The following is a 13,289-nucleotide window of genomic DNA, read 5'->3' as shown; positions in this document are numbered from 1 at the left end:
GCGCCCCGCCCCACGACCGCCCGCACCCCCGAAGCACGCGCACCCCGTCCCCGCACCCCCGAAGCACGCGCACCCCGCACCCCCGAGAGCCGTCTCCCGCCCGCCCGGGACAATCGACCCCATGCCCCCGCCCCACCCCGTTCGCCCCAGCAACCCCGTTCGCCCCAGCAACCCCGGCCGTCCCGACAACCCCGGCCGTCCCGACAACACCGGCAGCCCCTGCCACCCCCGCCGCCCCGTCCTCCTCGCCCTCGGCGGCTACGCCGCCACCCGTGTGCTCGGTCTCCTCGTCCTCCTGATCGCGGCCGCCGCGACCGGCGAGGACGGGCCGCACCGGCTGAAGGGCCGCTGGGACTCCGTCTGGTACGCGCGGATCGCCGAGCACGGCTACGGGTACGAGGTCGCCCTCCCGAACGGCGACGTCCACTCCGACCTGGCCTTCTTCCCGCTCTTCCCCGCCCTGGAGCGCGTCCTCTCCGCGGTGCTCCCCCTCGACGCGGCCACCGCCGGGCTCCTCGTCTCCTGGTCGGCCGGGCTCGCCGCCGCCTGGGGCATCCTCATGTGCGGCGCGCACGCCTTCGGGCCGGCCACGGGGGTCGTGCTCGCCGTCCTGTGGGGCGTGTACCCGACCGCGTTCGTCCAGTCGATGGCGTACACGGAGACGCTCTTCACCGCCCTCGCCGCCTGGTCCCTGTACGCCGTCCTGCGCGGCCGCTGGATCTCCGCCGGACTGCTCTGCGCCGCCGCCGGGCTCACCCGCCCCACGGCCGTCGCCCTGATCGCCGCCCTCGCGGTCACCGCCCTCGTCACCCTCGTACGGGACCGGCGGCCGCCCCTCCGGACGGTGACGGGGGTGCTGATCGCCCCCCTCGGCTGGCTCGGGTACGTCGTGTACGTCGGCGTCCGCGAGCACAGCCCCACCGCCTACTTCGAGGTCCAGGCCGCCTGGGGCAACTCCGTCGACGGCGGCCTCGCGCTCGCCCGGTTCATCGCGGGACTGCCGTGGCCCGCCGCCCTCGGCCTGACCGCGGCCCTCGCCCTCCTGGACGGGCTCGTCGTCCTGTGCGTGCGCCAGGGGCAGCCGCTGCCCCTGCTCGTCCACACGGTCGGCGTCGTCCTCGTCTCCCTCGTCGGCGCCGCCTACTTCGGATCGCGCCCGCGCCTGATGATGCCCGCGTTCGGGCTGTTGCTCCCGCCCGCCGCGGCCCTCGCGGGGCGCGGGCCCCGCACCGCCGTCCCCGTCCTCGCCGGGCTCGCCCTCGCCTCCGCCGCGTACGGCGCCTTCACCCTGCTCGGCCCGGGTCCCCCGTAGCGGCCACGTCCAGGCGGACCCCCCGCCGCACCCCCCAGCCGGCCATCGCGCCCGCCTCCGCCTCCAGGACGTGCCGGCCGCGTGGGCGGACCATGCCGAGCCGGCCCGGCCGCATCGTGACCACCGACAGGACCCGGAACGAGCGGTCCAGGTGGGCCACGTCGATCGCGAACCGCATCCCGAAGGTGTGCACGCTGTTGGTCCGGACGATCAGCAGGGCTCCCGCGACCCCGTCCCGCCCGAGCAGCCCCCGCCGCCGCGCCCGGTACGACGCCGCCACCTCCAGGGGCACCGGGGGGCCCTCCGGCACCGTCAGGGTCCCCGTTCCGTCCGTCCATTTCGCCATGTGCCAGACCGTAGCCGCGCCGACTGCCTAGGGTCGGCCCCGTGTACGTCTCGCTGATCACCGCCGCCGCCCTGTGGGGGGCCGCCGCGGGGCTGCTCGTTCCGCGCGCCGCGTACCGGCTCTCCGTGGAGCCGGGCGAGCCGTGGCGGGACCGCTGTCCCGCCGGGCACGTGCTCGCGGGGCCCGGCCGCGGCTGGCTCGGCGGCCCCGGCCGGGGCGCCTGCGCCACCGCCGCCGTCCCGGCCGCCGCCCCCGTCCTCACGCTCCTGGTCTGCGCCGCGCTCGCCGCCGCCACGGGTCCCCGGCCCGAACTGACGGTCTGGCTGCTCGCCGCCCCCCTCGCGGTCCTCCTGGCCTGCGTCGACGCCCGCGTCCACCGGCTGCCCGACGGACTGACCCTGCCGCTCGCCGCCGCCGTGCCGCTGCTCCTGGGGGTCGCGGCGCTCCTGCCGCGCGGCGCCGGCTCCTGGCCCCACGCGCTGCTCGGCGCGGCCGTCCTCGGCGGCTCCTACCTGGTGCTCTTCCTGGTCAACCCGCGCGGTCTCGGCTTCGGCGACGTGAAGCTCGCGCTCCCGCTGGGCGCGGCCCTCGGCTGGTACGGCTGGGAGGTCCTCTTCGCCGGGGCCTTCGCGGGGTTCCTCCTCGGCGCGGTGTACGGCCTCGGCCTGGTCCTGGTCCGGCGGGCGGGCCGCTCCTCGGCGATCCCCTTCGGGCCCTTCATGCTCGCGGGCGGTCTCCTCGGCCTCCTCCTCGGCGCGTCTGTGGGTTCCGGTTCCTGATGCCCTTTCCGCATAAGGGTGTCCCCTGTCCGGCCCATGGGGCGCGAATGCCGGACATGCACCCCTTCGGGGTGGTTCTTCGATCCGGAACCGAGGGCCGAGCCGTCACCCCGGAGGCAGGGGGCCGGGCGGTGTGCGGGGCGGTCCCGGCTGCTCGACGAAGGTCTCAGAACGGCTCGAAGCTCGGCCGCACCGGGCCGATCTCGCCGGCGGCGACCAGTTCCTCCAGATCCTCCGGCTCCAGGAACTCCAGATCCTCCGGTGCGATGCCGTGGTACCGGTCAACGTCGAGCAGCCGCCGCACGAACGCCAGGGCGAAGCCCGAGAACGGGCCGTCGAAGGTCTCACAGCCCTCTTCGTGGGCCATCGTGACGATCTTCCACCGGTCCGGGTCCGGGTCGCAGGGCAGGAAGAAGTGCTCGTCCCCGCCGTGGTCGTAACCCCAGGAGATCAGCCCGCCGGGCTCGGGGTGGAAAGGGTGCGGAACGCGTTCGGAGTCTCCGTCGCCGAGAGCCCGGTCCCGACGCTCGGTGAACATCGCGTGCGTCCTGCGCATGCGCTCGAGCAACGGGCTCGACCCACGAGGGTGGAAGACGACGAGCTCGCCGGAGAGGGCCCCGCTGCCGTACTCGTCGAGGAACAGCTTGAAGTCGCCGGGCAACGCGGTGCCGATGTGTTGCTCGATCTCGTCCCAGTCGCCGGGGTCCGATTGCCGGTCCGCGGGCTTGCCCAGCAGGGCCCGCAACTCATCCAACGAAGACATGCACTGCTCCAGGCCGGTCAGCGGAGATCTGTGGCGCCACCATAGCCCTGCTCATTCCGGGCCCGGAGCCGCCCCTGCGGTGAGGGGACGCAGGCACGCCCCGTCGCACGGGTGCTCGCCGAACCGGCGAGCCTCATCGGTTTCCAGTCCGGCGGTGTGTTTCCACAGAGCTGGAAACAAGTGAAAGCCGGAGACGTTTCCTTGATCGCCGTGGCCGCGAGGGACCGATCACGAGGGACATGAGACCTGGACGACGCCGTGGGCCGGTCCGCCGGACGCCCCACGGGTGCCCGGGTCACGCTGACCCCAGGAGTCAGAAAACCCCGGAGCCCACACGCGTCCACCGCCGCACCCTGAACCGCCGGGAGCCGGGGCCCCGGGCCCCCGCGTCAACGCCGCGCCCTTCCCCGCCCGTCCCCCCTGGGAGGGACGGAACCCCGCCGCCACGCCGGGGCGCGAATCCGCCACGGGCCCTCGGAGCCCTTGTCCCGCTTGGGCTCCGGCCGCGCCGGGGCGGCTCGCCCGGCCGACGTGGCGCGCACCACGACCACCGAAGGGTTATGGTGGAAACCCCCCCTCGGGCCGGTCCGTATCCCCCCCACGGACCGGCCCGTTTTCTTTCCCGGACGCCGCCCCGGACGGCAGCCCGGAGAACATCCCGGACCGCGCCCCGACTCCCGGCCCGAACTGCGCTCGCGCCCCGGCCCCCGGCCCCGGGTCACGGCCCGGATCCCGGGCCGCGCCCTATTCCCCCGTCCGGGTCCTCAGCCCCGGTCGGCCCAGATGTTGGTCCCCGCGGTGTCCACCGCGAACGAGTCGATCTCCACCAGCTCGGCGTCCGTCAGCGGCGCGCCGCCGAGCGCGGCCACGTTCTCCTCCAGCTGGGCGACGCCGGACGCGCCGATCAGCGCCGAGGTCATCCGCTCGTCCCGCAGCACCCACGACAGCGCGAGCTGGGCCAGGGACTGCCCGCGCCGCTCCGCGATGTCCGCGAGGCCGCGCAGGCGCCGCAGCACCTCGTCGGAGAGCAGGCCCGGGTCGAGGGACTTGCCCTGGGTGGCCCGGGAGCCCTCCGGAATGCCCTTCAGGTACTTGTTGGTCAGCAGTCCCTGCGCCAGCGGCACGAAGGAGATGCAGCCCATGCCGGCCGCCTCCAGGGTGTCCAGGAGGCCGTCCTCCTCGGTCCAGCGGTTGATCATCGAGTACGAGGGCTGGTGGATCAGGGCCGGGACGCCCATCTCCCGCAGGATGCGCGCGGCCTCGGCGGTCTGCTCGCTGTTGTACGAGGAGACGCCGACGTACAGCGCCTTGCCCTGCTGCACGGCGGAGGCCAGGGCCCCCATCGTCTCCTCCAGCGGGGTCTCCGGGTCGAAGCGGTGCGAGTAGAAGATGTCGACGTGGTCGAGGCCCATCCGCTTCAGGGAGGCGTCGAGGGAGGACAGCAGGTACTTGCGGGAGCCCCACTCGCCGTACGGGCCGGGGTGCATCAGATAGCCGGCCTTGGTGGAGACGACCAGCTCGTCGCGGTAGGGCGCGAAGTCCTGCGCGAAGATCTTGCCGAAGTTCAGCTCGGCCGAGCCGGGCGGCGGACCGTAGTTGTTCGCGAGGTCGAAGTGGGTGACGCCCAGGTCGAAGGCGTGGCGCAGGATCGCCCGCTGGGAGTCCAGCGTGCGGTCGTCGCCGAAGTTGTGCCAGAGGCCGAGCGAGATCGCCGGCAGCTTGAGGCCGCTGCGGCCGGCGCGGCGGTACTCCATGGCGTCGTAGCGGTCCGCGGAGGCGCGGTACAAGGGGGAATCAGTCACGTATCTCTGCTTATCACGGACTTGTGACCGTCCCGGGCTGGGAGCCCGCACCCCCCGCGCAGTAGTGTGGCGGCTTGCGGACCGCCGATGCCTGGGGGTCCGTCGCTGCACGGAGGGGTAAAGAACAGTGAACCTGCGCGACCTGGTGTACGGGCTCTACGCACGCCGGGTGGAGGGCCGTCTCGACCACGCCCAGGTGCCCAAGCACATCGGGGTCATTCTCGACGGGAACCGGCGCTGGGCCAAGGCGTCCGGCGGGACCCCCGAGCAGGGACACAAGGCCGGCGCGGACAAGATCCAGGAGCTGCTCGGCTGGTGCGCCGAGACCGACGTCGAGGTCGTCACGCTCTGGATGCTCTCCACGGACAACCTGAACCGGCCCGAGGAGCAGCTCGTGCCGCTGCTCGGCATCATCGAGAACGCCGTGCGCGCGCTGGCCGCCGACGGCCGCTGGCGGGTCCACCACGTCGGCACGATGGACCTGCTGCCCGCCCGCACCCAGTCCGTGCTCAAGGAGGCCCAGGAGGCCACCCGGGCCAACACGGGGATACTCGTCAACGTCGCCGTGGGATACGGCGGGCGCCAGGAGATCGCCGACGCGGTCCGCTCGCTCCTCCTGGAGCACGCCGAGCGGGGCACGAGCTTCGAGGAGCTCGCCGAGATCGTCGACGTCGAGCACATCTCGGAACACCTCTACACGCGCGGCCAGCCCGACCCCGACCTGGTGATCCGCACCAGCGGCGAGCAGCGGCTCTCCGGGTTCATGCTGTGGCAGAGCGCCCACTCGGAGTACTACTTCTGCGAGGTCCACTGGCCGGCCTTCCGCAAGGTCGACTTCCTGCGGGCCCTGCGCGACTACGCGGCCCGGCACCGGCGCTACGGGACCTGAACCGCCCGGACGGAACCCGGCGGACACCGGCACGGCGCCCGGAGGGAATCCGCGCGACGCCCCGGCACGGCGCCCTGAGGGGACCCGTGCGACGTCCCGGCGGGAACGGGGCGGGCGCCCGGACGGAACCGATCACCGCGTGTTCACGCACACGTCGCCGTGCCCTCCGGCATGGCCGCCCCCGTTCGAGGGCATATCCCTGGTGAAGTGAGCGGCACGGAGACCGCCACCCGGGAGGCCCCTTGCACCAGGACGACCGTGCGGGACACGCACGGAAGAAGCGGAGGGCCGTGGTACGGCCCGCGCAGCGCGGCCCGATCCCGGTCCCATCCCGCAGCGACACCGGTTCCGTCGCGCCCCGACCTCACAGGGGTCTTCAGAGGGGGTCTGTCCTTCCGTGGTGACCAGCACGAAGCGCCGCCTTTCCGACCGGCGCACCTATGTTCTCGACACCAGCGTCCTGCTGGCCGACCCCAACGCCGTCTCCCGCTTCGAGGAGCACGAGGTGGTGCTCCCGATCGTCGTGGTGACGGAGCTGGAGGCCAAGCGGCACCACCCGGAGCTCGGCTACTTCGCCCGGCAGGCCCTGCGCCTGCTGGACGACTTCCGGGTCCGGTACGGACGCCTCGACGCCCCGCTCCCCATCGGGGACCTGGGCGGCACCCTGCGTGTCGAACTCAACCATTCCGACCCCGGCGTCCTGCCCGCCGGCTACCGGTTGGGGGACAACGACTCACGGATCCTCGCGGTCGCGCGCAACCTCCAGGCCGAGGGGTACGACGTCACGGTCGTCTCCAAGGACCTGCCGCTGCGCATCAAGGCCTCCTCGGTCGGGCTCCTCGCCGAGGAGTACCGCGCCGAACTCGCCGTCACGGACTCCAGCGGCTGGACCGGGATGGCCGAACTGGCCCTCTCCGCCGACCAGGTGGACCTGCTCTACGACCAGGAGACGCTGTACGCGCCGGAGGCCGCCGAGCTTCCGGTCCACACCGGCCTGGTGCTCCAGTCCGAGCGCGGCAAGGCGCTCGGCCGGGTCACCGCCGAGGGGAACGTGCGCCTCGTCCGGGGCGACCGGGAGGCCTTCGGGCTGCGCGGCCGCAGCGCCGAGCAGCGGATCGCGCTCGATCTGCTGCTCGACCCGGACGTCGGCATCGTCTCCATGGGCGGCCGGGCCGGCACCGGCAAGTCCGCGCTCGCCCTCTGCGCCGGCCTGGAGGCGGTCCTGGAGCGCCGCCAGCACCAGAAGGTGATGGTCTTCCGCCCGCTGTACGCGGTCGGCGGCCAGGAGCTGGGGTACCTGCCGGGCAGCGAGGCCGAGAAGATGAGCCCGTGGGCGCAGGCCGTCTTCGACACGCTGTCCTCGGTCGCGAGCCGCGAGGTCGTCGAAGAGGTCCTCGGCCGGGGGATGCTGGAGGTCCTCCCGCTCACCCACATCCGGGGCCGTTCCCTCCACGACGCCTTCGTCATCGTGGACGAGGCCCAGTCCCTGGAACGGAACGTCCTGCTGACCGTCCTGTCCCGGATCGGGGCGAACTCGCGGGTCGTGCTGACCCATGACGTCGCCCAGCGCGACAACCTCCGGGTCGGCCGGTACGACGGAGTCGTCGCCGTGATCGAGAAGCTGAAGGGGCATCCGCTCTTCGCCCACGTCACCCTCACCCGTTCCGAGCGCTCCCCGATCGCCGCGCTCGTGACGGAGATGCTGGAGGACGTTCAGATCTGACCGTTTCGTACGTGTCCGTACGCGTACGACAGTGGGCGCCGCCCGGCGAAGCGAAGGATCATAGCCGGGCGGCGCCCTTCTGTCCGCAACATCGCCCGGAACGCTTGCTCCTGTCGGGGTGTGAGCTTTCCCACGCATCACAGAATTGCCTTGCGGTGGCGCCGTCCGGCAGAGTCTTGCTTCCGTCAGGCCCCGCATACGGCACACGTGCATCCTCAGGGGTGCCCACCGCACAACTCAACAGCCGTCCGCCGTATGCCGCCCACAGCACCACGGGCCCGTGTCTCCTGTGACCCCGTACGTCGGAGACCAGTGCCAGGGGCAAGATTTCGCCCGCGTGGTCACCTGTGCGGGCGTGCTGGAAGGAAACCGTGTGAGCCGGATCTCGGTCCGGGGATTCGCGGTGGCTTCGGCCACCGCGGTCACCACCGTCGGCGCCGTCGTCGGCGTCGCGTCGGGCAACGCCGCCCAGTCCGCTGACGACAACTTCGAGGCCGCCGCGGCCGACACCACCCTCCTCGCGGACATTCCCGCGGGCGAGCAGGCCCAGGTGCAGGTCTCGTCCCTCTCCGAGCAGGCCGACGTCCAGGCCGCCGCGGCCGACTCGGTCGCGAGGAAGTCGGCGGAGGAGGCGGCCCGCATCCGCGCCGCCCAGGACGCCGAGGCGAAGAAGCAGGCCGCCGACAAGGCGGCCGCCGAGGCCAAGGCCAAGGCCGAGAAGGAGCGCAAGGAGAAGGAGGAGAGCGAGCGGGCCAGCCGTTCCGCGATCCGCGAGTCCGTCTCCCTCGTCGCCCAGAGCTCGTACACCGTCGCCGAGGTCAAGGCGATCGCCCGCCAGATCGTCCCGGCCGGGCAGTTCCAGTGCTTCAGCAACATCGTGGACCACGAGTCCACCTGGAACTACCGCGCGACCAACCCCTCCTCGGGCGCCTACGGTCTCGTGCAGGCCTACCCGGGCTCGAAGATGGCCTCGGTCGGCGCCGACTGGCGGACCAACCCCGCCACCCAGATCAAGTGGGGCCTCAACTACATGAACGAGCGCTACGGCAGCCCGTGCGACGCCTGGTCGTACTGGCTGACGCACCGCTCGTACTAGTACCTAGTACCGGCCGGCACCGCCGCCTCAACCCCGGGAAGCCCCCCGTCGTCCTGCGACGGGGGGCTTCCCGCGCGTGGACGTGTAGGTTCGGAGCTCAGGGGCACCCGGGGAGCTGACGGGAAGAGCGGGCGGGGAAGAGGGAAGAGATGTCGAGAGTGCCAGGGTGGCTGAACCGGCTGGGCGAGAGCCTGAGCCGCGTGGGTGAACGTCTCGACGAGCGCAGGGCGGAGGCGGAACGGGACGACGAACTGGACCCGCCGTACGGAAGACCCGGGGACCGCTCCCGCGCGGAGGGGGCCGCCGAGGACACCGGCCTCTCCGTGCCCGCGCCCCCCTCGTACGCGCCGGCCGTCGCCGCCCGCCCCGACCCCGCCGCCGCGATCCCCTGGGGCATGCGCGTGGCCGCCGAGGCGGGCTGGCGGCTGCTCGTCCTCGCCGGCACGGTCTGGGTCCTGATGAAGGTGATCAGCTCCGTCCAGCTGGTCGTCCTCGCCTTCGTCGCCGCGCTCCTCGTCACCGCCCTGCTCCAGCCCACCGTGGCCATGCTGCGGCGCAGGGGCCTGCCCCGGGGACTCGCCACCGCCGTCACCGCCGTCTCCGGCTTCGTCGTGATGGGCCTGGTCGGCTGGTTCGTGGTCTGGCAGGTGATGGACAACATCGACAACCTGTCCGACCAGGTCAAGGGCGGCATCGAGGAGCTCAAGCGCTGGCTCCTCAACAGCCCCTTCCACGTGACCGAACAGCAGATCAACGGCATCGCGCAGAACCTCAGCGACTCCGTCGGCGCCAACGCCGAACAGATCACCCAGGTCGGCCTCCAGGGCGTCACCGTCGTCGTCGAGACGATGACCGGCGTCCTGCTCGCCATGTTCTCGACGCTCTTCCTCCTCTACGACGGGAGGAAGGTCTGGGAGTGGGTGCTCAAGCTGGTCCCCGCCCAGGCCCGGCCGGGCGTCGCCGGCGCGGGACCGCGCGCCTGGCGCACCCTTACCGCCTATGTGCGGGGCACGGTCCTCGTCGCCCTCATCGACGCCGTCTTCATCGGCATCGGCCTCTACTTCCTCGACGTGCCGATGGCCGTGCCGCTCGCCGTCTTCATCTTCCTCTTCGCCTTCATCCCGCTGGTCGGCGCCGTCGTCTCCGGCGCCCTCGCGGTCGTCGTCGCCCTCGTCACCAACGGCGTGTTCACCGCCCTGATGGTGCTGGTCGTCGTCCTCGCCGTCCAGCAGATCGAGGGCCACGTCCTCCAGCCGTTCATCCTCGGCCGGGCCGTGCGGGTCCACCCGCTGGCCGTCGTCCTCGCGGTCGCGGCCGGCGGCCTGACCGCCGGCATCGGCGGCGCCGTCGTCGCCGTCCCCCTGGTCGCCGTCACCAACACGGCGGTCGGCTACCTCCGGGCCTACAGCACCGAACAGGCCCTGCGCAGGACACCGGAACCGCGCGGGGCGACCGCGTACGAGATCGCCCCCACCCCGGCGCCCGGCGCGGCGCCCGCCGGGGAGGACGGGGCGTGATCTCGGAGCCGGAACTGGAGGGCGAGGAGGGGCCGGAGGACCCCGGGGTGCTCACCGGGGCCCCGGCGCCCCGGCCGCCCCGGGCCCGCCGCCCCTGGTTATGGGCGCTCGGCGGCGCGGTCGCGGCCTCGGCCCTCTGGGGCGCCGGCCTCTCCGCGTACGCGCAGCGCGCACCCTCCGGCCCGGACCTGGGCGGGTACAAGGAGGTGAAGGGCCTCTGCGGGACGGCGCGACTGGAGGCGCTCACCGGTGTGCTGGGCAGGCGGAGCGGGGAAGGCACCTTCCCCCTGATGGACGACGCGGCGGTCCACGAGTCGCAGTGCACGGTCGGCTTCGGCCCGCCGGAGGCCGGGCAGGGCGTCAGGATCACGTACACCCTGCACAAGGTGGTCGACCCCGGCCCCGAGTTCGAGGCGCGGTGCCGGCAGGCCGGGCTGCCGCAGAGGATCGACGGGATCGGCGAGCAGGCGTTCTTCGGGGACATGGGGGAGGGCGGCGGCCGGCTCCGGGTCCTCGACGGCCAGGCCGAGATCGACGTCGTCCTCTACCAGCAGAGCGAAGTGGTGGACGGGAAGCCGGTCGTGACCGACCCCCGGACGGACCTCTCCGGGATCGAGACCCCGATGACCGAGGACGTCCTCGCCCTGATGGCGGCCCTCAAGAAGTGACGGGGGCCGAAGAGGGGGGCACGGAGCCTCCCGAAGGGCCCGGGAACGGCGGAAGGACCCCGGGGCGGGTGCCCCGGGGTCCTTCCCGTGCGGTGGGACCGCGCCCTACTCGGCGAGGACCGCTTCCGCGTCGAGGGTGACGCCGACCGCCTGGATCACGGCGGCGATCTTGACGGCCTCCTGGATCGTGGCGCGGTCGAGGCCGGACTGGCGCAGGACCTGCTCGTGCGAGTCCAGGCACTGGCCGCAGCCGTTGATCGCGGAGACGGCCAGCGACCACAGCTCGAAGTCGACCTTCTCGACGCCCGGGTTGCCGATGACGTTCATCCGCAGGCCGGCGCGCAGCGTCCCGTACTCGGGGTCCGACAGCAGGTGCCGGGTCCGGTAGAAGACGTTGTTCATCGCCATGATCGCGGCGGCGGACTTGGCGGCCTGGTACGCCTCGGGCTTCAGGTTCTCCCGGGCCTCCGGCTCCAGCTCCCTGAGCACCTTCGGCGAGCGCGAGGCGATCGCGCAGGCGAGGACGGTGCCCCACAGCTGCTGCTGCGGAAGTTCGCTGTTGCCGATGACCGAGCCGAGGTTGAGCTTCAGGTCCTTGGCGAAGTCCGGTATGGCCGCCTTGAGTTCATCGAGAGCCATGCCGGATCACTCGCCCGAGAGGAGCTTGACCGGGTCGAGCGTGGTCTCGCCCTTGGTCCAGTTGCAGGGGCACAGCTCGTCGGTCTGCAGGGCGTCGAGCACCCGCAGGACCTCCTTGGGGTTACGGCCGACGGAGCCGGCGGTCACCATGGTGAACTGGATCTCGTTGTTCGGGTCCACGATGAAGACGGCGCGCTGGGCGAAGCCGTCCTCGCCCTCGACGCCACAGTCCCGCATCAGCTCGTGCTTGGAGTCCGCCAGCATCGGGAAGGGCAGGTCGCGCAGGTCGTCGTGGTCCTTGCGCCAGGCGTGGTGCACGAACTCGGAGTCGCCCGAGACGCCGAGGATCTGGGCGTCGCGGTCCGCGAACTCGTCGTTCAGCTTGCCGAACGCGGCGATCTCGGTCGGGCAGACGAAGGTGAAGTCCTTCGGCCAGAAGAACACCACGCGCCACTTGCCCTCGTAGGCCTTGTGGTCGATCTGCTCGAACTCCTTGCCGCTCTCCAGCGACACGCAGGCGGTCAGGTCGTAGGTGGGGAACTGGTCACCGACAGTGAGCACGCGCTCTCCTTGCTGCGGGGAAGCGCCCCTTTTGGGGGTCTTCCGTGGGGGTTGGACGGATCACCAGCATGGCACGGAGTGCATTGATCAGGGAAATAGCTAGAGTGGGTCGCGTTGATCGAAGGTGGTTATCAGTGGCATTCCCGTACAGCCCCCAGCCCGGACCCCACCGGGGCAAACAGCCCAGCCTTTCGCAGCTCAGAGCGTTCGCGGCGGTCGCGGAGCACCTGCACTTCCGGGACGCGGCGACCGCCATCGGCATGAGCCAGCCCGCGCTCTCGGGCGCGGTTTCGGCCCTCGAAGAGACACTCGGTGTCCAGCTCCTCGAGCGTACGACGCGCAAGGTGCTGCTCTCGCCCGCCGGGGAACGGCTCGCCGTGCGCGCGCGGGCCGTCCTCGACGCGGTGGCGGAGCTGATGGAGGAGGCGGAGGCGGCGCAGGCCCCGTTCACCGGGGTGCTGCGGCTCGGGGTGATCCCGACCGTCGCCCCCTACCTGCTGCCGACGGTCCTGCGCCTGGTCCACCGGCGCTACCCCGACCTCGACCTCCAGGTCCACGAGGAGCAGACCTCCTCGCTCCTGGAGGGGCTGGCGGCCGGGCGGCTGGACCTGCTCCTCCTCGCCGTGCCGCTCGGGGTCCCCGGGGTCACCGAGCTTCCCCTCTTCGACGAGGACTTCGTCCTGGTCACCCCCGCCGGGCACCCGCTGGCCGGACGGGACGACATCCCGCGCGAGGCGCTCAGGGAGCAGCGGCTGCTCCTCCTCGACGAGGGGCACTGCCTGCGCGACCAGGCCCTGGACATCTGCCGCGAGGCCGGGCGCACGGACGGTGCCGAGGTCACCACCACCGCCGCGGGGCTCGCCACCCTGGTCCAGCTGGTGGCCGGCGGACTCGGGGTGACGCTGCTGCCGCGCACCGCCGTCACCGTCGAGACCGCCCGTAACGACGCCCTGTGGACCGGGTTCTTCGCCGGACCCGCCCCGGCCCGGCGGGTCGCCCTCGCGATGCGGACGGGCGCGGCCCGGCAGGCCGAGTTCGAGGAGCTGGCCGGGGCGCTGCGGGAGGCCATGGGGGAACTTCCGGTACGGGTGCTGGACGCGACGGCGGGTTCCTGAGCCGCGCGTACGGCGGAGGGAGGCCGCCGGGCGCCGTGCACCGGGAGGGGCCGGCGGCTCCTGAGACCCTCGGTCCCGG

Annotated in this window: 13 protein-coding genes; 8 read left to right on the top strand and 5 right to left on the bottom strand. The window is 72.7% G+C overall.

The genetic code is table 11. From position 1 onward, the window contains the following. The first annotated feature begins 121 nt into the window (after positions 1-121). Positions 122-1,312 (top strand): hypothetical protein, encoded by a 1,191-nt coding sequence (locus ACZ3IL_RS02930; protein WP_467385903.1) that lies wholly within the window; start codon positions 122-124, stop codon positions 1,310-1,312. Here the strand turns inward: ACZ3IL_RS02930 and ACZ3IL_RS02925 are convergent. Continuing rightward, positions 1,284-1,658 carry a DUF192 domain-containing protein gene (locus ACZ3IL_RS02925; RefSeq protein ID WP_467385901.1) on the bottom strand — a complete coding sequence of 125 codons (375 nt, stop codon included), beginning with the start codon at positions 1,656-1,658 and terminating at the stop codon, positions 1,284-1,286. The two genes, ACZ3IL_RS02930 and ACZ3IL_RS02925, sit on opposite strands and share 29 nt — an antisense overlap. Before the next feature lie 41 nt (positions 1,659-1,699). Between ACZ3IL_RS02925 and ACZ3IL_RS02920 the strand changes: the two genes are divergently transcribed. Beyond that, positions 1,700-2,437 carry a prepilin peptidase gene (locus ACZ3IL_RS02920; protein WP_467385899.1) on the top strand — a complete coding sequence of 246 codons (738 nt, stop codon included), beginning with the start codon at positions 1,700-1,702 and terminating at the stop codon, positions 2,435-2,437. Positions 2,438-2,603: 166 nt separating this feature from the next. Here the strand turns inward: ACZ3IL_RS02920 and ACZ3IL_RS02915 are convergent, their stop codons facing one another. Both ACZ3IL_RS02915 and mgrA read right to left on the bottom strand, forming a co-directional pair. Further along, positions 2,604-3,200, bottom strand: coding sequence for an SMI1/KNR4 family protein (locus tag ACZ3IL_RS02915; protein WP_467385897.1), 597 nt, complete (start codon positions 3,198-3,200; stop codon positions 2,604-2,606). Between the two features lie 764 nt (positions 3,201-3,964). Continuing rightward, positions 3,965-5,002 (bottom strand): L-glyceraldehyde 3-phosphate reductase, encoded by a 1,038-nt coding sequence (gene mgrA, locus ACZ3IL_RS02910; RefSeq protein ID WP_467385895.1) that lies wholly within the window; start codon positions 5,000-5,002, stop codon positions 3,965-3,967. A 127-nt stretch (positions 5,003-5,129) separates the two neighbouring features. Here mgrA and ACZ3IL_RS02905 point away from each other — a divergent pair, with 127 nt between their 5' ends. The 5 genes from ACZ3IL_RS02905 to ACZ3IL_RS02885 all read left to right on the top strand — a co-directional run bounded on the left by ACZ3IL_RS02905 (position 5,130) and on the right by ACZ3IL_RS02885 (position 10,895). Continuing rightward, positions 5,130-5,891 carry an isoprenyl transferase gene (locus ACZ3IL_RS02905; RefSeq protein WP_467385893.1) on the top strand — a complete coding sequence of 254 codons (762 nt, stop codon included), beginning with the start codon at positions 5,130-5,132 and terminating at the stop codon, positions 5,889-5,891. A gap of 397 nt (positions 5,892-6,288) precedes the next feature. After that, on the top strand, positions 6,289-7,614 hold the full coding sequence (locus ACZ3IL_RS02900; RefSeq protein WP_467385891.1) for a PhoH family protein: 1,326 nt from the start codon (positions 6,289-6,291) through the stop codon (positions 7,612-7,614). 373 nt (positions 7,615-7,987) lie between these two features. Further along, the gene (locus tag ACZ3IL_RS02895) at positions 7,988-8,710 is read left to right on the top strand and encodes an aggregation-promoting factor C-terminal-like domain-containing protein (RefSeq protein ID WP_467385889.1); all 723 of its coding nucleotides are present in this window, start codon (positions 7,988-7,990) and stop codon (positions 8,708-8,710) included. 149 nt (positions 8,711-8,859) lie between these two features. Next, the gene (locus ACZ3IL_RS02890) at positions 8,860-10,227 is read left to right on the top strand and encodes an AI-2E family transporter (protein WP_467385887.1); all 1,368 of its coding nucleotides are present in this window, start codon (positions 8,860-8,862) and stop codon (positions 10,225-10,227) included. Then, a complete protein-coding gene (locus ACZ3IL_RS02885; protein WP_467385885.1) occupies positions 10,224-10,895 on the top strand; it encodes a hypothetical protein in 672 nt (223 codons plus the stop codon). The genes ACZ3IL_RS02890 and ACZ3IL_RS02885 overlap by 4 nt, the downstream gene beginning before the upstream one ends. Before the next feature lie 105 nt (positions 10,896-11,000). On the opposite strand, the gene ACZ3IL_RS02880 is transcribed toward ACZ3IL_RS02885, so the two are convergent. Continuing rightward, positions 11,001-11,534 (bottom strand): alkyl hydroperoxide reductase, encoded by a 534-nt coding sequence (locus ACZ3IL_RS02880; RefSeq protein WP_467385883.1) that lies wholly within the window; start codon positions 11,532-11,534, stop codon positions 11,001-11,003. Positions 11,535-11,540: 6 nt separating this feature from the next. Next, positions 11,541-12,095 carry a peroxiredoxin gene (locus ACZ3IL_RS02875; RefSeq protein ID WP_388693357.1) on the bottom strand — a complete coding sequence of 185 codons (555 nt, stop codon included), beginning with the start codon at positions 12,093-12,095 and terminating at the stop codon, positions 11,541-11,543. 134 nt (positions 12,096-12,229) lie between these two features. Here ACZ3IL_RS02875 and ACZ3IL_RS02870 point away from each other — a divergent pair, with 134 nt between their 5' ends. Then, positions 12,230-13,210 carry a hydrogen peroxide-inducible genes activator gene (locus ACZ3IL_RS02870; protein WP_467385881.1) on the top strand — a complete coding sequence of 327 codons (981 nt, stop codon included), beginning with the start codon at positions 12,230-12,232 and terminating at the stop codon, positions 13,208-13,210. Positions 13,211-13,289: the final 79 nt, after the last annotated feature.

Source organism: Streptomyces sp. NPDC014907, assembly GCF_055562975.1.
The sequence above is the reverse complement of the archived record's forward strand: the minus strand, read 5'-3'. Positions and strand labels throughout refer to the sequence as shown.